We start from the raw sequence: 20,915 nt of genomic DNA, 5'->3' as shown, positions 1-20,915 counted from the left end.
AAATTTCCTATAAAAATGGATGTTTACAAACAGTTATTGAGCACCTCAATACTTGGAAAAACAAAGCGCTTGTACAAAAGGCTTTAGATGAAATTGTGGATGTACACAGGCGTTAAGAAAAATTTGCAGTTTTAAGTCAGGAACAGGCTATTGCTTTTATTGATGCGAATTATAACGCTTAAAATAACGTGAGTGCGATATAAAATATTTAATTTTCAGTTGACCAACTAAAAAACACCCCTAAAGTCCCCTCAAAGGGACAGCTTTACGAGCAGGGCTCCTCCCTTGAGGGAGAATTAAAGAGGGTGTTTCGAAAATAAAATATAACAATCATCTTGTATTCAGTGATTTAATTTAGATATTAATAGTTCGAATCATGAGGAACACATGTTAAATTATAACGTCCTTCTTAGAGTGTGAAGCAGTCAAAAAAGGAGATCAATTCAGTTTTTGCAACTGCCTTTTAAGTTCCTCGGGGGTTATCTCCTTAAAATTAAAATCTATTATAGGATTTGCTTGGGTTGTGGTTTCAACAAAATCAAAGTATAATTTCCCTTTATCCTTTTTGATTGCTACCAGTACAATCTCCTCTCCTTCAGGAACGGTTCTAAAATCATATTCATTGCCTCTTCTCCAACTTGGCATAACAGAATTTACAGTTTTAAAAACCATGCTAACCGTGGCTCCTTCAGATGATTTAATTTTGAGTTTATACTTTATTCTACTTCGATTATATCTAAATCTATCACAGTTAATCCAGCCTAGTGCCGAACTCCTGAGTATATAAATGCTAATTTCAGAGGCAGAAATATTGGTTTTTGTACTTGCAATTCTTTGTCCAACATTTTCAATAATCGTAGAATCTGATACTGGTGTATTTACTCTTGAGCTTGTTCTGGTGCTAATAACTCTAGAATTTGAATTGCCCTCAACTTGAAAAATTATAGGTAAAGAATAAGGTACTGTTACCGTTCTGCCCCTTTGCATACCGGGTTTCATCTTTGGTAACAGTCCAATGACTCTTTTAGCTTCTTCTTCAAGTAGGGGATGATTTGCTCTAGCGCGTACATCAGTTATACCCCCTGTTTTGCCAATCTTAAAAATGACATTGACCCGCTGGCGTCCTGATAGTCCAAGTTCCGATGCCAGTTCTGTATTAAATGTTCTGCTTACGAAATCGGATATTTTTTTCGACATGCAGTTTTTCTTGTCATTTTTATTTCCATTTTCGCACCCTGGAAATACCGGGACTTCCTCAACTACCGCAAAAGGCACTTCAATGTCCTCCTCAACTTTTTCAATTTCAATATCCTCGACTTCAACAATGTTTTTCTTTTGAAGTTTCCAATTAATAATTCCCTCGCTCCACTCGCCCGTGAACAGTTGCATCCCTTTTTTTCGGCTTTTCTCTGGAAAAAGGAGGGCTATGCCGGTTCCTTCTTTCAACTTTAATGCTTCTTTTCCTTTAGTAGCTTGAATATGTAGCATACCCCCGGTTTCTAACTGTTTCCCATCGGATTGTGTAGATAAATTTGCCAAAACTATATCTGAAAGCTTGTAGTATTCAGTCACTTCCAAATCTACTTCCCCTGGGACAGGACTGCCATTTTGCTCAACAAAAGAATTGGCTTTGATGCGTATTTCAGTACCTTCTTTACAAATTATTGTAGTATCTTTTTTTGTTGCAATAATGAACTTTTGAGATGGTTTTTCTGGAATCTTTATGGTTACTTTTTTAATTTCATTTTTAATAGTAGCTATGTTCTTTTTTTGTGGGATGGCTTGAACTTTTAAAGTGTCTTTTAAAATCGTTTTCCGCTCTGAAACCACTTTTGAATTTATTTCTAAAACGGAATCTTTTTTTATTTCCGGTTTATCCAATTCATTTGACTTTAACTCATTAGTTTTAGTATTAAAAAGATTAATACTGAAAACCACCAAAACGATAATAAAACCGCTAAAACCAAAATAGCGCAACCATTTGCCTCTTAAATGTCTTTGTTTCCCTGCCTTAATATCGTATTTAATCTTCTGTCGTTTTATCCCTTCCAAAAAAACTAAATGCTCATGATATAATAATCTAAAATCTTCATCAGTTTTTAATCTGTTTTCAAAATCCGTTCGTGCACTTCCCGTAAGTTCTTTGTTTAAATAGCTATTAATTAGCTCTATATTTTCTATTTGATTTTCCATGATTTCGCGAATTAAGATTGAACGGTTTGCTTAGTTTGATAGATGCCCTTTGCCTTTGTTAAGCACTTGTACTTCTGGTTTTTTGCAATTTTTTCAGATTTGAATTGCATCTTAAGGGCTATCTCCTTAAAAGACATCGCCTTGAGATAAAACAGTTGTAAAAGTTGTTGACATCGTTTCCCTAATTCGAGAAATGCATGTTCTGCTTGTTGGTACTTCTTTTCCTCTAAAACGCTGTGGAAGTGTTCAACTTCGGAATCGTTTAAATCATGTAGTTCTTGTTTTGAAAATATCTTTTGGGTATCCTTCCAAATAAATCGGGATACGGAGTACAAATAGGTGTAAAATGAAGAGGTGAGCTTAAAATCTGATTTTTCCAGGTTTCGGTTCAGAATGATTAAAGCTTCCTGAAATACATCAGAAGCATCCTGTTTCTGCCCTCCTTTTGAAAGGATTAAAGCCTCAATTTTTGGATATAAACTATATAACCTACTAAAAGCTTTTTCGCGTTGACCTTCTTTAAAAAGTTCTAAGATTTTGTTATCGTTCATAAAACTACTTTATTACTTAATGGTCAAATCGCAAAAAGGTCTCCTGTTTTTTTATTTTTTTTACTTAGAGTATTTATTAATGTAGATTCCTGCCTTCCTTTCGACTGCGCTCAGGGTGACACACAAGAATGGCAAAAAGCCTAAAACCGCAACTCCTTCTGCAATTGCTCATAAGCTTCCTGTACTTGCCTAAACTTTTCTTCGGCTCCTGCTCGGTGTTCCTTTCCTAAATGAATCACACGATCGGGGTGGTATTTTTTAGCCATTTTTCGATAGGCCTTTTTTATTTCATCTACGGTGGCATCTTTTTCAATTTCCAAAATTTTATAAGCGTTGTCTTTACTATTGTAAAACATGGCTTTGATACTCTCATAGTCCCTAGAGCTAATTCCCAAATAGCCCGCCATGGTATAGATTTGCCGTTCTTCGTCTTGAGTAACTGTGCCATCCGCTTTAGCGATTCCAAATAAAAAATGAATTAATTGTAATCGAGAGGCATGGTCCATCATAGCCTTAATCTGAAGGCATACAGGCCGGACTGACACATTTTGCTTGCTGATCCCTTTAAACAATTTAAACGCATGGTTGGCGCGTTCCTTGCCGTACATGTTGACAAATTGTTGGCGTACATAATCCAACTCGCTTTTATCCTGTTTTCCATCGGCTTTGATGATGACAGAGGCTAATATTAAAAGGCTTACCTCAAAATCACCTGATTGAGTCTCAGGGCGCTGTCTCGGTTGCGTTCTATATGTGGGTCGTCTTCTTCGTCTAGTTTGCCTTTCGCCCAACAGCGGTTGACCATTATCGGTCATTGAATCGATAACGCTCCCAATCGCCAACCCAATTATAGCACCGATCGGCCCTCCGAAAGACCATCCAATGGCACCCCCTATCCATTTTGAAAAACTCATGTAAGTTATAGATTTTAATTATGACCAAATATAGTATTTGTTAGTTGATTGACTCCCAATTTTGTTACACAATTGGTATCTTTGCACCCCGATGTCTATCGGATCATAAAACGTTAATTATTAAAATTTAAAAATATGTATCCAGCAGAATTAGTGAAACCTATGCGAGAGGATTTAACCAATGTAGGTTTTGAAGAATTACAAACTGCAGAAGCTGTGGATGTGGCCTTGGCGAAAGAAGGTACTACTTTGGTAGTGGTAAACTCCGTTTGTGGCTGTGCAGCGGCCAACGCAAGACCTGGTGCCAGAATGAGTTTGCAAAATCAAAAACGCCCAGACCACATTGCTACTGTATTTGCCGGTGTGGATAGAGAAGCCGTTGAAAAGGCAAGAGAATATATGATTCCGTTTCCGCCGAGCTCACCAAGTATGGCTTTGTTTAAGGACGGTGAATTGGTGCACATGTTGGAGCGTCACCATATTGAAGGTCGCCCAGCTGAATTGATTGCAGAAAACTTAATGGATGCTTATAATGAACACTGTTAAATGAGCTCTTCCCATCCCGAAAGTTGTCGGGAAAACGGGGGAACACTTAAACTCTCAAAATTTAAACCACGTTTATCGTGGTTTTTTTTTGCTATGACGCAACCCTTTTTAAATTTTAACATCTAAATAGTAAATTACAAAAATGAAACCATCAATATTTAAATATTTACTAGCGCCTCTTTGCCTTTTATTATTATCCACACAATGTGAAGATGATGTTACTCCGCTCACCCAAGAGGACGAAATACAGGAATTAGCTACCTTAAAAGCTGAAATTGAAGATTTGGCAGGTACTTCTGTTTGCGGGGATACTTTTGATTGCAAGTTCATTGCCTTTGGCAGCAAACCTTGCGGAGGCCCTTGGGAATATTTGGTGTATTCCACGTCAATTGATACTGAAAGGCTTGAAAATATGGTGGAAGGTTACAATAGAAAAGAAGCCATTTATAATACGGATTGGGGTGTTGCCTCAGATTGTGCCGTGGCCAATCCACCCACTAGCATAAACTGCGAAAATAACACTTGTGTGGCTGTGTACTAACCCATAGTTTCTTTATTTTTGGGGCATGGTAAAACTGTTGTCATACCCTATATCCATAATATATTTTATATGTTTTGGGCTTACTTTACTGGTGTTTCATCCCATTCAATGGATCTGTTTGAACGTTTTTGGGTATCAGGCACATAAAGTGAGTGTGGACATTTTACAATTTTGCCTGATGCGCTGTGCCAATATTTTAGGTACTCGATTTTCGTTTTATAATGAGTATCCCATAGAAAAAGAGCGTCCATTAATTATCATCACCAACCACCAAAGTTTACACGATATTTACCCTTTGACCTGGTTCATGAGACGATACCACCCAAAATTCATCAGCAAAATTGAACTAGGTAAGGGTATCCCCAGCGTATCTTATAATTTGCGCCATGGAGGCGCAGCGCTAATCGATAGAAAAAATCCGAGACAATCTTTGCCAGCACTCATGAAATTTGGTGAATACATCGAAAACAATAATCGGGCCGCTGTCATTTTTCCCGAAGGCACCCGAAGTAAGGACGGCACCCCTAAACCGTTTCAAACTAGAGGTTTGGGTATCCTTTTCAAAAAGATTCCTTCCGCGATAATAGTTCCGGTCACCATAAATAACTCTTGGAAAATGTTACGCTACGGCAAATTTCCCATGGGATTGGGCAATCATTTAAAATTTAAGGTGCATAAACCCTTAGAATTGGCTAACTTTACGGATAAACAGGCTTTAATTGATACCATAGAAAAAACTATTAAAGCGGATATTGAACATTAAAAAAGCAAATATGTCTTTAAAGAATAAGAGATTAGAAGTGATGCAGTTTTTGGAAAAAGATGTGGATGCATTGATGGAAAAATACTTGATCCCGATTGATAGTATTTGGCAACCTACCGATTTTTTACCGAATTCCGAAGTTGAAGATGAGCGTTTTTTTGAAGAAATTAGGGAAATACGTGAATTGGCAAAGGAACTGCCGTATGACTTTTGGGTGGTACTAGTAGGTGACATGATTACCGAAGAAGCGCTCCCCACCTATGAGTCTTGGTTGATGGATGTTGAAGGTATTAATCAAGTAGATGAAGGGGGCAATTCTTGGTCTAAATGGGTAAAGCAATGGACCGCCGAAGAAAATCGCCATGGCGATGTGTTGAACAAGTACCTTTATTTATCAGGTCGCGTAAACATGCGCGAAATAGAAAGAACCACCCAGCATCTGATTGCCGATGGCTTTGATATTGGAACCGATAGGGATCCTTATAAAAACTTTGTTTATACCAGTTTCCAAGAATTGGCTACTTATGTTTCGCATAATCGAGTGGCAAGAATTGCAAAGAAAAAAGGCAATAAGCGATTGTCTAAAATGTGTCAGATTATTTCAGGGGATGAAATGCGCCACCATCATGCCTATTCAGAGTTCGTGGAACGTATTTTTAGGGTAGATCCCAGCCAAATGATGATGGCCTTTCATTATATGATGAAACAAAAAATTACTATGCCAGCACATTTCCTAAGGGAATCGGGGGATAAAATAAGCACTGCTTTTGAAGAATTCTCTAATACAGCACAGCGCATCGGAGTATATACCTCCGGGGACTACGTAGATATTCTGCAAAAGTTGATAGACCGCTGGGAAATTGACAAAATCACTAACCTTACGGATGAGGCCGAAAAAGCCCGGGATTATTTGATGAAACTCCCAGCCAGAATGTACCGTCTGGCTGAACGCATGAAAATCCCAGAAAATTCGTATCAGTTTAAATGGGTGGAGCCTGCCATAACCAAATAAAAAGACTTAAATATGAAATCAATATAAGTTCCTTTCAAATCTGAAAGGAATTTTTATTTTTATCCTATGACAGCTTCAAAAGAAATCATTAATAAAACCAAAGTATATGTAAAGCAAGCCCTCACCAACGCTGAAGGTGGCCACGATTGGTTTCATACAGAAAGGGTGTACAAAAACAGCTTACTTATTGCCAAAAAAGAACCCGTAGATGTACTTGTAGTGTCCTTAGGAGCCTTATTGCACGACATTGCTGACAGTAAATTCCATGGTGGGGATGAAACGATTGGCCCAAAAATGGCTCGAGAATTTTTATTCAAATTGAATGTGGACTCCAAAATTATTGAGCACGTGGTCAACATCATTGAAAATATTTCATTTAAATCAAGTCTGGAAGGTAGCAAAACATTCACTTCACCAGAATTAAAAGTAGTTCAGGATGGAGATCGATTGGATGCCATTGGCGCAATTGGGATTGCCCGGTGCTTCAACTATGGCGGTTTTAAAAACAGAGCACTATACAACCCGGATATAAAACCCAAACTCCACATGACCAAAGAAGAGTATAAATCTTCTAACGCTCCTACCATCAATCATTTTTATGAAAAGTTGCTATTGCTAAAAGATAAAATGAATACCAAAACCGGAAAACAGCTCGCAGAAAAACGCCATCAGTTTATGCTACTTTACCTCAAACAATTTGATGACGAATGGAATGGCAACATCTAAAATTATTCTAAATTACCCGGAAAAGGAACTGGATTGATTCCTAGGGGTAATTTAACATACAAACCCATTAAAATAGTTGTTTTAAAGCTTTTAATTGAGGCGTATTTTTGAAATGTCTAACTTTTAAATCTCTTAGGCATGAAAAAGACGGCAAAAAATTTGGCAAGTAGAGATAAGGAAATTAATATGGAATACCCCATTTTATTTATCATAGCCTTATTTCTAGTTTTACCTGTAATAACTGCGTTGTTATTACTTTGGTTTAAAGTGATTTAGAAAATAATGTAAATTTTAAGTGTTAATGTAAACAGCCTCCATAATATATTATGGAGGCTGTTTTTATTTACAACCCTCAAAAATCTATTTCATAAAAAAACTGCTTCTTTTCAGGAAGCAGTTTTTTTCTCTCCTTTGGCAAACGCCCTAATTATTTAGCGTCGGCATAACGTTTCTCAACTTCGTTCCAATTGATGACATTAAAAAAGGCCTTAATGTAATCTGGACGTCTGTTTTGGTAGTTCAAGTAATACGCGTGCTCCCAAACGTCCAATCCTAAAATTGGAGTACCGCCACAACCTACACCTGGCATTAAAGGGTTGTCTTGGTTTGGTGTTGAGCAAATTTCAATCTTTCCTCCTTTGTGCACGCACAACCAAGCCCAACCAGAACCGAATCTCGTTGCTGCCGCTTTAGAAAACGCCTCAATAAAACTGTCCTTTGATCCGAAGGTAGCCTCAATGGCATCCTTTAATTCGCCTGAAAGATAGCCTCTGTCTTCTGGATTCATGACTGTCCAAAATAATGAGTGGTTGTAAAATCCACCGCCATTATTTCTAACGGCCCCATTGCTCATATCTAAATTTTCAAGAATATCCTCAATGGACTTTCCCTCCAAATCAGTTCCTGAAATCGCGTTATTTAAATTATTGGTATATCCAGCATGATGCTTTGAATGGTGTATCTCCATCGTTCTTGCGTCCATATGTGGTTCTAGAGCATCATATGCATATCCTAATTTCGGTAATTCGAAAGCCATAATTATTTTGATTTTTTTATTAGTATTTATTTTCAGTCAAATTTACACATAATAGCAGTCAATAAAAAATAATTAATTGCTATAAGTCCATTGATAGTTTTTATCTTGTATCAAATTTAGTTGCATGCCAAAAACCGCTCCATTCACCATATACAATGCTTCAGCAGGAAGTGGTAAAACCTATACGCTCGTTAAGGAATATCTTAAGGTTTTATTTGCCTCAGAACAGCCCCAACCTTATAGGCGCATATTAGCCATCACCTATACCAACAAGGCCGTTGCCGAAATGAAAGAGCGTATCATCGAAACGCTTAAACAGTTTTCGGACGAAAGCATTTTAAAGAGTTCCAATAGCATGTTTGCTGCCTTATGTGAGGAACTGCAAATACCAGACGAAGTACTACACCAAAAATCAAAAACACTACTTAATAGTATTTTGCATAATTATGCGGCATTTGATATTTCCACCATCGATGGTTTTACGCATAAATTGATCAGGACTTTTGCTTTTGATTTGAAACTACCCGTAAATTTTGAAGTGGAATTGGACCAAGACTCGCTACTAAATGAAGCCGTGGATAGCTTAATCTCACATGCGGGGACCGATGACGAACTGACCAAAGTATTGGTAGATTTTTCCATTGAAAAGGCTGACGACGACAAAAGCTGGGACATTTCTTACGACTTAAATAAGATAGCAAAATTACTCCTAAACGAAAATGATAAATCCTTTATAGAAGCTCTGAAAGACAAAACGCTAGATGATTTTAAAGCCCTAAAAGTACAATTAAAAACCTCTATTTTGGCAACCGAAACGTCTATAGTTGAAGGTGCTAAAAACGCCCTTACTTTGATTGCCGAAGCAGGATTGGAACACGGTGACTTTTCGGGAGCGTATTTGCCAAAACATTTCCAAAAATTATCCAAAGGTAATTTTGATGTTGGTTATGAATCCAAATGGCAAGAAGATTTAGCAAATAAAACCCTTTACCCTAAAAGGGTTTCACCTAATATTGCCTCAACAATTGAACAGATTCAACCTGAAATTGCTTCCTTTTTCGAGGCCACAAAAAAACATGTTTACCAACTGAAGTTTTTCAAAGCAATTTATAAAAACATAACCCCGCTTTCTGTTTTAAATGCCATTAACAAAGAACTTTCGGCTATTAAAGAAGAACAGAATAAAATGCTGATTTCTGAATTTAATACTATCATCAGCAAAGAAATAAAAGCACAGCCCACGCCTTTTATATATGAACGTATTGGAGAGAAATTCAAACATTATTTTATTGACGAATTTCAGGATACTTCAGTGATGCAGTGGGAAAATTTAATCCCACTGTTGGAAAATGCTCTTTCTGCAGAAGGCGGGGGCGCCCTATTGGTAGGCGACGCCAAACAGGCCATTTACCGCTGGCGCGGTGGTAGGGCTGAGCAGTTCATAGATTTGTTTAATGCAGGCAACCCCTTTCAGGTGGAAAAACAGGTAAAAAACCTGCCGTCCAATTATCGAAGTTATCCGGAGGTGGTCAACTTTAACAATGGCTTTTTTCAGTTTTTGGGAACTCAGGTATTTCAGGAAGAAAACTATTCACTCCTTTATAGAACTGCGCCACAGGGCATCACAAAGAACGGGCAAGGCTTTGTGAGTCTGGCTTTTTTAGATATTGAAAAAGAAGACGATAGGGATGAATTTTTTCCGGAACAAGTATTGCGCACCATAAACTCCTGCCTTGAAAACGGATTTAAGCTGAAGGATATTTGCGTGCTGACCCGAAAGAAGAAAGAGGGTGTAGCCGTGGCCAGTTATTTAAGTGGACACCACATCCCCATTGTGTCCTCGGAAACTTTATTAATTGACAATTCCTCAGAAGTTAGATTTGTGAACGACCTTTTGACACTTTTGATCCAACCAAAAAACAATGAAGTTAAGGTTAGTATGCTCAATTACCTGGCCACACTTTTTAATATTGAAGACAAACATGCGTTTTTCAAAACGCATATTGACTTGTCTTTGTCCGGTTTGTTCAGAAAACTGGAAGCCTTTAACATAATTGTCGATCCAATTAAGTTATTACAACTGCCCCTTTATGATTTGGCCGAAACCATCGTAAGAACATTTAATTTAGTTGAAACTTCAAATGCATATATTCAATTTTATTTGGATATAGTTTTGGAGTTTTCGCAGAAGAAGGGTGCAGATGTTTCCTCATTCCTGGAATATTTCAATCAGAAAAAAGAAAGCCTTAGTATCATTGCTCCAAAAGGGCAAAATGCGGTTCAGATAATGACCATCCATAAATCGAAGGGTCTAGAATTTCCTGTGGTGATATTCCCATATGCTGATCTGGATATTTACAGGGAAATTGAGCCAAAAGAATGGATTGATCTGGAAAAGGAGGAATATCAAGGTTTTTCGCATGCACTATTGAACTATTCTAAGGACTTTGAACATTTTGGAGAACAAGGCAAATCTATTTTCAAAAGACATCAATCTGAATTGGAACTGGACAATATCAATTTATTGTATGTGGCACTTACCCGTGCTGTGGTTCAATTGTATGTGATTTCCTCAAAAGACATTTCTTCAAAAGGGGAAGCAAATACCAGAAAATATTCTGGATTGCTGATTTCATATTTACAACATTCGGGAATCTGGAACGATGAACAGTTAATTTACAACTTTGGAAACTCCAATGAGGTAATAAGTAATGATAATGAAATTTCATCAGAAACCCAAATCCTTGAGGAATTCATCTCTACCGACAAGTCAATGCACAACATAAAAGTGGTCACCAGATCGGGCAATTTATGGGATACTAAACAACAGGCCGCTATTGAGCGTGGTAATCTGGTACACGATATTTTGGCACAAATAAAGACCAAACTCGATATTGATTTCGTTATTACCGATTTTAAAAATTCGGCTACGATAAATGATGACCAGGCAAAGAGCCTAGTCACCACAATTACCCAAATTGTGGAACATCCGCTTCTTCAGCCATATTATCAGCCTGGTCTTACCATATATAATGAACGTGATATAATTTCAAAAGAGGGCATCGTTTTAAGGCCAGATAGGATTGTCATTAACAAAAAGAAAGAAGCTGTAATTCTAGACTACAAAACGGGGACTGAAGACAAAAGTCATGCGCAACAATTACAGATATATAAGGACGCTCTTGAAGCCATGAATATTAAAGTGGAAAAGGGGATTTTGGTATATATTAATGACACATTATCGATTAAATCCTTTTAGGCAGGAGCTTTGACCAGACGAATTGCAACGTTCAAAAGGCGTATTATCTAAAATCATTCTGAAATACCCATGAATAAAGGTAGTCTGCAATTTTTTTATATATTTGTCTTTGTTAATAACATTTAACAACTTACTTTTGTTCACAATTAACACTTAAAAATTAAACTTTTGAATATGAAAAATCTTAGCCGATTATTGTTCGCTATGTTGTTTGTACTTAGTTATAGCAACATAAATGCGCAAGACAAAAACAACCCGTGGCAAATTTCCATTGGGGTAAATGCAGTGGATGCATATCCTTCTGGAGACGGTGTAGTAGGTCAATCTCAGTTTGGCGAAACCATCTTTGATGAAATTTTTAACGCTGAAGACCACTGGAATATTTTGCCTTCCTTATCTACTATTTCTGTTTCTAAGTACGTAGGAGATGGATTCTCTTTTGGAGTTACTGGATCTTTAAACAAAATTGATAAGTGGGGTGACGTTCCTGGATCTAACCCTGAAGTAGCAAGAACTGTAGACGACTTAGCATACTACGGACTTGATGGTACTATTAAATATGGTATCGGAGAAGCTTTGGATTGGAAAACCGTAGATCCATTCGTTGGTGTTGGTGGTGGTTACACTTGGATTGACGATATTGGTGCCGGAACCTTGAATGGTACTTTAGGCTTGAACTTTTGGTTCAATGAAAATATTGGTTTAACCCTTCAAACGGCTTACAAGCACGCATTTGAAGATTATTTACAAACACACTTCCAGCACTCTGCTGGGCTTTCTATCAAATTCGGTGGAACTGACACGGACGGAGACGGTATTTACGACAAAGACGATGCTTGTCCAGACGTTGCGGGCTTACCAGCTTTCAATGGCTGTCCTGATACTGATGGTGATGGTATTGAAGATAGCAAAGATGACTGTCCTAATGAGGCTGGTCCTGCTGAATTCAATGGTTGTCCTGATGGTGACGGTGATGGTGTTGTTGACAAAGACGATAACTGTCCTACTGTAGCTGGTTTAAAAGCTTTAGCTGGATGTCCAGATGCTGACGGTGACGGTGTTACTGATGCTGACGACAAGTGTCCTAACGAAGCTGGTCCTGCTGCAAATAAAGGATGCCCATGGCCAGATAAAGATGGTGACGGTGTTCTTGACAAAGATGACAAGTGTCCAGAAGTTAAAGGAACTGTAGCTAACAACGGTTGTCCTGAAGTATCTGCCGAAGTTCAAAAAACTTTGAATGAGTATGCTAAAACAATCTTGTTCGATACTGGTAGATCTACTATCAAATCTCAGTCGGAAGAAGTATTAGGTGATATCATCGCAATCCTTAAGGAATATCCAACAGCCAAATTTACGGTTGAAGGTCATACTGATAGTGTAGGTAGCGAAAAGCTTAACCAAAGATTATCTGATTCTAGAGCTAATGCTGTTAAGGAATACTTAACAAGCCACGGTATTGATGCGTTTAGATTATCTGCTCTTGGTTATGGAGAGTCTAAACCAATTGACTCTAACAAAACTAGAGCTGGTAGAGCTAACAACAGACGTGTAGAAATCAACTTAGCCAAGTAAGCAAAGTCGATTTTAAAAATAATAAGTTTGAAAAACGCTTCGGTTATCCCGAAGCGTTTTTTATTTTTATGCTATGGCTTCCTTTATCACCGATGTTTTACTTGACCTAAAAAAACACAACACTTCACTCTCAGCGCTCACCTTTATTCTACCCAGCAGACGTGCAGGTATTTTCTTAAAGCGTCAAATTTCAAATATTGAAAATGAAACCATATTTGCGCCAGAGATACTCAGTATTGAGGAGTTTGTCCAAGAATTGTCTCATCTTAAACTATTGACAAATACCGAGCTCCTATTTGAGTTTTACAATTCATATTTGGGCCTTACCAAAAAAGAACATGCAGAGGATTTTCAATCCTTTTCAAAATGGGGACAAATCCTATTACAGGATTTTAATGAAATAGACCGGTATCTAATCCCTCAGGAGCAAATTTTCAATTATTTAAGTGCTATTCAGGATTTAAAACATTGGTCATTAGAAGAACAGCAAACCGAGTTCGTTAAAAAGTATTTGGCCTTTTGGAATAAGATTTTTGGCTATTACGCGCACTTTACCGAAAACCTCATCGATAAAAAAGCTGGATATCAAGGCTTAATATACAGCGAAGCCGTTGAAAATTTGGAAGCCTATATTGAAACCAACCCCAAAAAACAGCATGTGTTTTTGGGTTTTAATGCTCTTAACACTTCTGAAGAAACCATTATTCAAGAACTGCTTCAGAGCGATTTGGCCAAAATATATTGGGATATTGACGACGTATTTATGGAGCGCAGGTTTCATGATGCTGGGCTATTTATGCGCCAGCACAAAAGAAAATGGACCTATTTTAAACAAAACCCATTTAAGTGGATTTCGGATAATTATTCCAAAGAAAAAACCATATCCATTTTCGGCATCCCAAAACACATTGGTCAAGCAAAATATATCGGTTCCATTTTAAAGGATTTACAAAATAAAAACCACACTTTGGAAAATACGGCAGTGGTGTTGGGAGATGAAAACCTATTGATTCCTGTGTTGAATTCCCTACCAACAACCGTTGGTGCCTTAAACATTACTATGGGTTTTCCATTAAAATCCATTCCTTTGACTTCACTTTTTGAAGCACTTTTCAATTTACACAAAACAACATCAAAATCTTTCTACTTTAAAGATGTAATAAATATCATTTCACACCAATTCATAAGGCCGTTGTTCCATCACGAGAACATAGACTATGCCTCAAAGGGCATCGATACCATTAATAACAACAACCTGATCTATTTGAATATTGAACAACTTAAGGCAATCTTCACAGGAAGTGCCGAAATTTTGGATTTACTATTTTCGGGTTGGTCAATTTCCATAAATGCGGCTTTGAGAAAATGCACTAAACTTATTCTCTTCATTAAAGGTCATCTGGACAAAGACAAAGCATCAAATCTTCTTGCTTTGGAATACCTTTTCCGATTCAATAAGCTCTTTAACGAACTCATCCGGCTAAACCACGGCCATGAACATATAAAAGATATTTCGACTTTGCACGACCTTTACAAGGAACTCCTCAACTCGGAGACTTTGGATTTTCAAGGCGAACCGCTTCAAGGCCTACAAATTATGGGAATGTTGGAATCTCGTGTACTGGATTTTGAAACCGTTATAATTTCTTCGGTTAACGAGGGTATCCTGCCCGCAGGAAAAAGCCAAAATTCCTTCATTCCGTTTGATGTAAAATTAGAAAATAACTTACCGACATATAAGGAAAAGGATGCGGTTTATACGTATCACTTTTACCACCTGATACAACGGGCAAAAAATGTTTTCATATTATACAACACCGAAGCGGACGTTTTAATCGGGGGTGAAAAAAGCCGTTTTATTACCCAGCTTGAGCTAGAAGGAATTCATAAAATTAATCACCAAATTATTGTGCCCAAAGTACCAGTTGTCGAGAACTCGCCCATTGTAGTTAAAAAAACAGACCGTTTGATGCAGGATATTTTTGAGGTTGCCCAAAAAGGATTTTCACCATCTTCTCTAACTAGTTACATCAGAAACCCTATTGATTTCTACTATCAAAAAATCTTGAAAATCCGCGAATATGATGACGTAGAAGAAACCGTGGCAGCGAATACTTTGGGAACCGTTGTGCACAATGCGCTTGAGGATTTGTACAACCCATATATTGACCAATTCCTAACGGAAGACAGCGTTAAAAATATGAAGCCGAAAATAGAGGAACGTGTAACATTTCACTTTAAAAATGAATATAAGGAAGGGGATATTTCAAAAGGAAAAAACCTCATCGTATTTGAAATCGCCAAACGCTATGTTCACAATTTTTTGAATGTTGAAATCAACGATATCAAAGCGGGAAACGCCATAAAAATTCTTCAAATCGAGGCCGAGAACGAGATTGAAATAGAAATTCCCACGTTTGAACGTCCCGTGAAACTCACCGGAAAGGTAGATAGGGTAGACCTGTATAATGGCACCGTCCGCATTATAGATTATAAAACGGGGAGCGTACAGCAAAACCAAGTGGAAATTGTGGATTGGGAAGCTATCACTACAGATTATAAAAAGTATAGTAAAAGTTTTCAAATTTTGACCTATGCCTACATGATGTTTGCTTCCAAGAAAATAGAACTCCCGATTGAGGCTGGAATTATTTCATTTAAAAATCTAAATTCTGGATTTCTAAAATTTGCCAAAAAGGAAAGTGCAAGAGGGAAAAAAGACTCTTCGATTACCGAAGACACCTTAAAGTCTTTTGAAATAGAATTGCAAAGACTTATTTCAGAAATTTGTAATCCTGATATCAATTTTATAGAAAAAGAAGTAAAGCCATGACCATCACAAGAAATATTATCCTTGAAGGAAAACATCAAAAGCCTATTTTGACCGATGTATTTTATAATGCAAATGGAGAACAGAAGCCCGTTGTTGTTTTTTGCCATGGCTATAAGGGCTTTAAAGATTGGGGGGCATGGGACTTGATGGCCAAAGCTTTTGCCAACAGCGGGTTTTTCTTTGTGAAATTTAATTTTTCGCATAATGGCGGTACGGTACAGCAACCTATTGACTTCCCTGATTTGCAAGCTTTTGGGAATAACAATTACTCAAAAGAGCTAGACGATTTAAGCTCCGTAATCGATTGGATTTCTGAAAATGAGGCTTATTCAAAAGAAATAGACCTCAAGAATATGACACTAATTGGTCATAGTCGTGGTGGAGGGATTGTTACTATTACAGCCGAGGAAGATAACAGAATTACCAAAGTAATCAGCCTGGCAGGAGTAAGTGATTACGGAAGTAGGTATCCGATGAATACGGATATTGCCCAATGGAAAAAGGACGGCGTAGTTTATGTGGTAAACGGGCGAACAAAGCAACAAATGCCACATTACTATCAGTTTTATGAGGATTTTATTAAAAATGAAGAACATTTAACAATTGAATGCGCCGTCTCCAATCTTAATATCCCATATCTTATTATCCATGGGGATAATGATACCAGTGTTTTGATTGATGAAGCTTACCATCTGCATAAATGGAATCCCAGCAGTAAGCTGGAAATTATTAAAGGTGCTGACCATGTTTTTAATACCAAACATCCATGGAAGCAGGGTAGCATTTCGAAAGAATTAGACAAAGTCGTCCTTATAATCAAAGACTTTATCAGTTAATACCATTAATACTTTGAAGGTTTCACATTTTTCTGTTCTAAATAGAGCCTCGCAGGTGCAGAAACTTGCTTCCGAGACTTTCGACTTGGCCATAATTGGAGGAGGTATTACCGGCGCAGGAATCGCGTTGGATGCCACTGCCCGAGGGCTTAAGATATGTTTAATTGAGAAAAATGACTTCGCCTCAGGCACCAGCAATAAATCCACAAAACTGATTCATGGTGGCCTTCGCTATTTAAAAAACTTTGAGATTAGTCTAGTACGGGAGTCGGGCTCTGAGCGAGCCATTGTACATAGTTTGGCGCCTCATTTGGTAACACCTCAAAAAATGCTTTTGCCATTGATTAAAGGCGGCACTTACGGCAAACTAATGACAGCTCTGGGTTTAAAGGTTTATGACTTTTTAGCCGATGTAAAAGGCGAGGATCGGCGAAAAATGCTCAATAAACAACAAACGTTACAACAAGAACCCTTACTTGATGCAAGTATTGTAGTTGGCGGGGGGCTGTATGCCGAATATAGTACGGATGATGCAAGATTGACCATTGAAATTTTAAAAAAAGCCAATGACCTAGGTGCAACAATCATCAATTATTGCGAAATGACCTCGTTCAATTACGGCGGCAACTCAAAAATTAAGAGCATTAATTGTATAGATTCCAACACTTCTAGTTTATTTGAGATTAAGGCCAATACTTTCTTGTCTGCAACGGGCCCTTGGGTAGATACCGTCCAGCAAAAAGATCATCCAACTCATAAAAAAAAGCTTCACCTCACTAAAGGTGTGCATCTTGTATTCCCTTTTGAAAAATTACCCATACGGCAATCCATCTATTTTGATGTGCCGGATGGAAGAATGGTATTTGCAATCCCCAGAGGCAAAACCGCCTATGTTGGCACCACCGACACAGACTACTCCGCAAACCTGGATCGTGTTGTGGCTACAAAAGCTGATGCCCATTATCTTATAAATGCCGTAAACAACACTTTCAAAACCATCCATCTGAACATTGCCGATATTGAATCTAGCTGGGCGGGCTTAAGACCTTTGATTCATGAAGACGATAAAACCGCATCTGAACTCTCAAGAAAAGACGAGATTTTTATTTCCGATAGCGGGCTTATATCTATTGCTGGTGGCAAGCTAACAGGTTATAGAAAAATGGCGTTTCGCGCCTTGGAGGCCATTTTGAAGGCCAACCCCAAGGCAGATGAATTGAATATTAAAAAGCCAAATACCGACACCCTAACACTTGTTCATCCGCATCTTGAGACTACCGAGGACGTTCAAACCTATCAACTTGATATTGAAAAACAGTTGGCTGTTTTGGGCTTAAAAGACAAATATTACGCCTGGTATTTAACTTCATACTATGGAAAGCAGACGGATATAATCCTAGGTAAAGTTTCAGATTTTAAGTCTGGGGACGTACAGGAAAAACTAATTCGAGCCGAGCTTTGGTTTGGTGTCCACTACGAAATGGTCAATAGTTTGAATGATTTTTTTATAAGACGAACCGGCCGTTTGTATTTCGATATAGAAAGTATTCACGAATACAAAAATGTCATTTTAAAAGATATTTCAGGATACTTGAATTGGAACGATAACAGAGCTCAAAAAGAAATCGAAAAATTAAATCTGGCCTTGAAAGACGCGACTACTTTTTATGATACCGATTTTAAATAAAAAAGACTCCAAAAATGGAGCCTTTATCGCCTTGTGGAGAAGATCGGATTCGAACCGACGACCTCTTGACTGCCAGTCAAGCGCTCTAGCCAACTGAGCTACATCCCCATTGAATTTGTTTCTAGTATGCGGAGGTATTACAAACTTTTTGCAACAATTAGGTTATGTTGCATTTACCTGCATATTGATGCAAATGTATGCATTTAGGCGCAAAAACCCATCATCTTCTTAACTTCAATAAATATAATTAAAGACTTACTTATCAACTTTGATGGGTTCAAATCTTTTATGAGTTTATCTGCTATAAATAATGCCCTGAAATAACCTCAATACATTTTTATCAAGCTATGTATATTTATAGGTATTTTACCCTATACGCCTTTATCTTTTTGCCAATATTAATGGTAATACTGTTGAAAACTCCCTTTTCATTCATATAAAATGTAATTTCACCTGGGAAACTAATTGAAAAAAATGTTTTAGAGCTTGGTAGTAATTCAATATTTTTCTTTCCCATACCATTACCAAAAACACGCTTTCCTTCTCTCCTAAATGAAAATCTAAATTGGATTTATCTTTTACTGCATAATTACCTGTTAGCTTCCTCTAATTAGTAAAGACAAAACATTTATAAAAAATTCGACATTAAGTCCATTAGACATATTACTTCAAAATATAAAAGATTATTTTAGAGCCAAACTTTTATAACTCCAGATATTCAATTTCACCGTAAAAAGAGATTCAAAAATTACAATTTCCAAAGATGGGCAGAAACCCTGCGGTAGTTATAGACAATAGAATACTAATAAACGCTTGATGGTTAAAAAAAACTACGAACCATTTTCTGAAAATATTGATTTTTCCATTTATGATTATATAATTATAGGTTCAGGTATTGGCGGATTAACAACTGCCTCTTGGTTGGCTAAAGCTGGTAAAAAAGTTGCTGTATTGGAGCGTCATTATGTTCCGGGTGGCTTTACACATAGTTTTAAAAGAAAACAAGGTTTTCAGTGGGATGTTGGTGTTCATTATGTTGGAAATTTGAACAAAAGTGAGCCGTTACTTGCAATGTTTAATCTTATTACTGATGGAAAATTGGAGTGGGAGTATGTAGGAGACGTCTACGATGTAGTGTATATTGGAAATAAAAAATACGAATTTAGAGCTGGTAAAGAAAATTTTCTCAAACAACTTGTTGCCTATTTTCCGGATGAAGAACAAGCAATTAAAAGTTATTTAAAGCTTATCACTAAAGCAAACAAACGTGGTGCATTATACTTTTTTGAAAAAGTGTTTGAACCTTGGTTAAGCAAATCTTTAGGTTGGATAATTAGAAAACGTTATGCAAAGTACTCACAAAAAACCACATGGGAAGTTTTAAGTAAACTTACAAAAAACAAGCTACTTATTGCTGTACTATGTGGTCAATGTGGTAATTATGGACTTTCACCTAAGTACAGTAGTTTTGCTGCCCATGCCATGGTTATTTCTCATTTTATGGAAGGGGGATATTATCCAATAGGAGGAGCTGACCAAATTAGCAGTAAAATTATAGATGTTTTAAATAAATTAGGAAGTAAGGTTTTTATTAATGCAAATGTGCAAGAAGTTATAACAGAGCATAACAAAGTAACGGGGATTAAAGTAGATAATACTGTTATAGATTGTACCAATGTGATTAGTAATGTAGGGGTAAACAATACATTTAATCACTTACTTTCTAAAAAGGCAAAACAATATTGTAAATTCAACATAAAAGATGTAAAACCTTCAACAGGACATATTTGTTTATACATTGGACTTGATAAATCCAGTGTTGAATTAAATTTGCCAAAACATAATGTTTGGTATTATGCCCATGAAAACACAGATGAATTAATTGAAAAAACGACACTTTCGGATGCTCCGAATAATTTCGCATATATTTCATTTCCATCGGCTAAAGACCCAGAGTGGGATATTAAAAATGACCAAAAAGCAACGATTCAGGCCATATCCGTAGGTCATTATGATTGGTTTTCTAAATATGAAAACCAGCCTTGGATGAAACGTGAAGCATCTTACAAAAAACTGAAAGCAGATTTTGAAACCACTATGCTTAACAAGCTTTATCATTTATTTCCACAACTTAAGGGCCATGTTATTGTAACCGAAGTTTCTACTCCACTCTCTACTAAGCATTTTTCAAACTATGAGCATGGCGAGATTTATGGCTTAGAACATACTCCTAACAGATTTAAGCTTCCTTTTTTAAGACCAAAAACACGCATAAAGGGATTGCGATTGGTTGGGCAAGATATTACTTTAGTTGGGGTTTCTGGAGCGATGCTTTCGGGGATATTATGCGCCACAACCATATTAAAAATGAAATCTAGGCTCTTGTTTAAAGAAGCAAGCAACTTCCGGGATTAATTAAATAAGGTTTTTATTCTTCTTATTG

At 37.2% G+C, this 20,915-nt stretch carries 15 protein-coding genes and 1 tRNA gene; 11 read left to right on the top strand and 5 right to left on the bottom strand.

Translation table 11 applies throughout. From position 1 onward, the window contains the following. Positions 1–438 precede the first annotated feature (438 nt). From ACFSR8_RS01595 to ACFSR8_RS01585, 3 genes are all read right to left on the bottom strand, one after another. Entirely contained in the window at positions 439–2,193 is a 1,755-nt protein-coding gene (locus ACFSR8_RS01595; protein WP_380288373.1) for an energy transducer TonB, read from the bottom strand. 11 nt (positions 2,194–2,204) lie between these two features. Then, positions 2,205–2,744: an RNA polymerase sigma factor gene (locus ACFSR8_RS01590; protein WP_380288371.1), complete on the bottom strand. Its 540-nt coding sequence runs from the start codon at positions 2,742–2,744 to the stop codon at positions 2,205–2,207. 140 nt (positions 2,745–2,884) lie between these two features. Beyond that, a complete protein-coding gene (locus ACFSR8_RS01585) occupies positions 2,885–3,658 on the bottom strand; it encodes a TerB family tellurite resistance protein (protein WP_380288369.1) in 774 nt (257 codons plus the stop codon). A 135-nt stretch (positions 3,659–3,793) separates the two neighbouring features. Between ACFSR8_RS01585 and ACFSR8_RS01580 the strand changes: the two genes are divergently transcribed. The 5 genes from ACFSR8_RS01580 to ACFSR8_RS01560 all read left to right on the top strand — a co-directional run bounded on the left by ACFSR8_RS01580 (position 3,794) and on the right by ACFSR8_RS01560 (position 7,246). After that, the gene (locus ACFSR8_RS01580; protein WP_380288367.1) at positions 3,794–4,204 is read left to right on the top strand and encodes a BrxA/BrxB family bacilliredoxin; all 411 of its coding nucleotides are present in this window, start codon (positions 3,794–3,796) and stop codon (positions 4,202–4,204) included. 142 nt (positions 4,205–4,346) lie between these two features. Continuing rightward, entirely contained in the window at positions 4,347–4,745 is a 399-nt protein-coding gene (locus ACFSR8_RS01575; RefSeq protein WP_380288365.1) for a hypothetical protein, read from the top strand. A gap of 25 nt (positions 4,746–4,770) precedes the next feature. Continuing rightward, complete coding sequence (locus ACFSR8_RS01570; protein ID WP_380288363.1) at positions 4,771–5,508, top strand: lysophospholipid acyltransferase family protein; 738 nt, start codon at positions 4,771–4,773, stop codon at positions 5,506–5,508. Positions 5,509–5,518: 10 nt separating this feature from the next. After that, entirely contained in the window at positions 5,519–6,520 is a 1,002-nt protein-coding gene (locus ACFSR8_RS01565; protein ID WP_380288361.1) for an acyl-ACP desaturase, read from the top strand. Positions 6,521–6,586: 66 nt separating this feature from the next. Beyond that, positions 6,587–7,246, top strand: a complete 660-nt coding sequence (locus tag ACFSR8_RS01560) for an HD domain-containing protein (RefSeq protein ID WP_380288359.1) — start codon at positions 6,587–6,589, stop codon at positions 7,244–7,246. Positions 7,247–7,673: 427 nt separating this feature from the next. Here ACFSR8_RS01560 and ACFSR8_RS01555 read toward each other — a convergent pair whose 3' ends face one another. Further along, a complete protein-coding gene (locus ACFSR8_RS01555; RefSeq protein ID WP_186561190.1) occupies positions 7,674–8,282 on the bottom strand; it encodes a superoxide dismutase in 609 nt (202 codons plus the stop codon). Between the two features lie 124 nt (positions 8,283–8,406). Between ACFSR8_RS01555 and ACFSR8_RS01550 the strand changes: the two genes are divergently transcribed. The 5 genes from ACFSR8_RS01550 (at position 8,407) to ACFSR8_RS01530 (ending at position 18,472) form a co-directional block, all read left to right on the top strand. Further along, the gene (locus ACFSR8_RS01550; protein WP_380288356.1) at positions 8,407–11,541 is read left to right on the top strand and encodes a UvrD-helicase domain-containing protein; all 3,135 of its coding nucleotides are present in this window, start codon (positions 8,407–8,409) and stop codon (positions 11,539–11,541) included. Positions 11,542–11,715: 174 nt separating this feature from the next. Further along, positions 11,716–13,116, top strand: coding sequence for an OmpA family protein (locus tag ACFSR8_RS01545; protein WP_380288354.1), 1,401 nt, complete (start codon positions 11,716–11,718; stop codon positions 13,114–13,116). A 73-nt stretch (positions 13,117–13,189) separates the two neighbouring features. Then, complete coding sequence (locus ACFSR8_RS01540; RefSeq protein ID WP_380288353.1) at positions 13,190–15,949, top strand: PD-(D/E)XK nuclease family protein; 2,760 nt, start codon at positions 13,190–13,192, stop codon at positions 15,947–15,949. Further along, entirely contained in the window at positions 15,946–16,785 is an 840-nt protein-coding gene (locus tag ACFSR8_RS01535) for an alpha/beta hydrolase family protein (protein WP_380288351.1), read from the top strand. Before ACFSR8_RS01540 ends, ACFSR8_RS01535 begins: the two co-directional genes overlap by 4 nt. A 55-nt stretch (positions 16,786–16,840) precedes the next feature. Beyond that, on the top strand, positions 16,841–18,472 hold the full coding sequence (locus ACFSR8_RS01530) for a glycerol-3-phosphate dehydrogenase/oxidase (protein ID WP_380288349.1): 1,632 nt from the start codon (positions 16,841–16,843) through the stop codon (positions 18,470–18,472). Positions 18,473–18,506: 34 nt separating this feature from the next. Here the strand turns inward: ACFSR8_RS01530 and ACFSR8_RS01525 are convergent. Beyond that, positions 18,507–18,580 (bottom strand) — tRNA-Ala (locus ACFSR8_RS01525). Positions 18,581–19,288: 708 nt separating this feature from the next. Between ACFSR8_RS01525 and ACFSR8_RS01520 the strand changes: the two genes are divergently transcribed. Further along, a complete protein-coding gene (locus ACFSR8_RS01520; protein WP_380288347.1) occupies positions 19,289–20,887 on the top strand; it encodes a phytoene desaturase family protein in 1,599 nt (532 codons plus the stop codon). Positions 20,888–20,915 lie beyond the last annotated feature (28 nt).

Origin of the sequence: Hyunsoonleella rubra, assembly GCF_042684665.1 — a bacterium.
In the GTDB taxonomy this organism is placed as follows: domain Bacteria; phylum Bacteroidota; class Bacteroidia; order Flavobacteriales; family Flavobacteriaceae; genus Jejuia; species Jejuia rubra.
The sequence above is the reverse complement of the archived record's forward strand: the minus strand, read 5'-3'. Positions and strand labels throughout refer to the sequence as shown.

What these genes read in the sequence shown, in the direction of transcription:
- ACFSR8_RS01580 (WP_380288367.1), top strand. Translation starts at nt 3,794, where the DNA reads ATGTATCCAGCAGAATTAGTGAAACCTATGCGAGAGGATTTAACCAAT.
- ACFSR8_RS01590 (WP_380288371.1), bottom strand. Translation starts at nt 2,744, where the DNA reads ATGAACGATAACAAAATCTTAGAACTTTTTAAAGAAGGTCAACGCGAA.
- ACFSR8_RS01565 (WP_380288361.1), top strand. Translation starts at nt 5,519, where the DNA reads ATGTCTTTAAAGAATAAGAGATTAGAAGTGATGCAGTTTTTGGAAAAA.
- ACFSR8_RS01560 (WP_380288359.1), top strand. Translation starts at nt 6,587, where the DNA reads ATGACAGCTTCAAAAGAAATCATTAATAAAACCAAAGTATATGTAAAG.
- ACFSR8_RS01585 (WP_380288369.1), bottom strand. Translation starts at nt 3,658, where the DNA reads ATGAGTTTTTCAAAATGGATAGGGGGTGCCATTGGATGGTCTTTCGGA.
- ACFSR8_RS01550 (WP_380288356.1), top strand. Translation starts at nt 8,407, where the DNA reads ATGCCAAAAACCGCTCCATTCACCATATACAATGCTTCAGCAGGAAGT.
- ACFSR8_RS01595 (WP_380288373.1), bottom strand. Translation starts at nt 2,193, where the DNA reads ATGGAAAATCAAATAGAAAATATAGAGCTAATTAATAGCTATTTAAAC.
- ACFSR8_RS01520 (WP_380288347.1), top strand. Translation starts at nt 19,289, where the DNA reads ATGGTTAAAAAAAACTACGAACCATTTTCTGAAAATATTGATTTTTCC.
- ACFSR8_RS01540 (WP_380288353.1), top strand. Translation starts at nt 13,190, where the DNA reads ATGGCTTCCTTTATCACCGATGTTTTACTTGACCTAAAAAAACACAAC.
- ACFSR8_RS01575 (WP_380288365.1), top strand. Translation starts at nt 4,347, where the DNA reads ATGAAACCATCAATATTTAAATATTTACTAGCGCCTCTTTGCCTTTTA.
- ACFSR8_RS01545 (WP_380288354.1), top strand. Translation starts at nt 11,716, where the DNA reads ATGAAAAATCTTAGCCGATTATTGTTCGCTATGTTGTTTGTACTTAGT.
- ACFSR8_RS01535 (WP_380288351.1), top strand. Translation starts at nt 15,946, where the DNA reads ATGACCATCACAAGAAATATTATCCTTGAAGGAAAACATCAAAAGCCT.
- ACFSR8_RS01570 (WP_380288363.1), top strand. Translation starts at nt 4,771, where the DNA reads ATGGTAAAACTGTTGTCATACCCTATATCCATAATATATTTTATATGT.
- ACFSR8_RS01555 (WP_186561190.1), bottom strand. Translation starts at nt 8,282, where the DNA reads ATGGCTTTCGAATTACCGAAATTAGGATATGCATATGATGCTCTAGAA.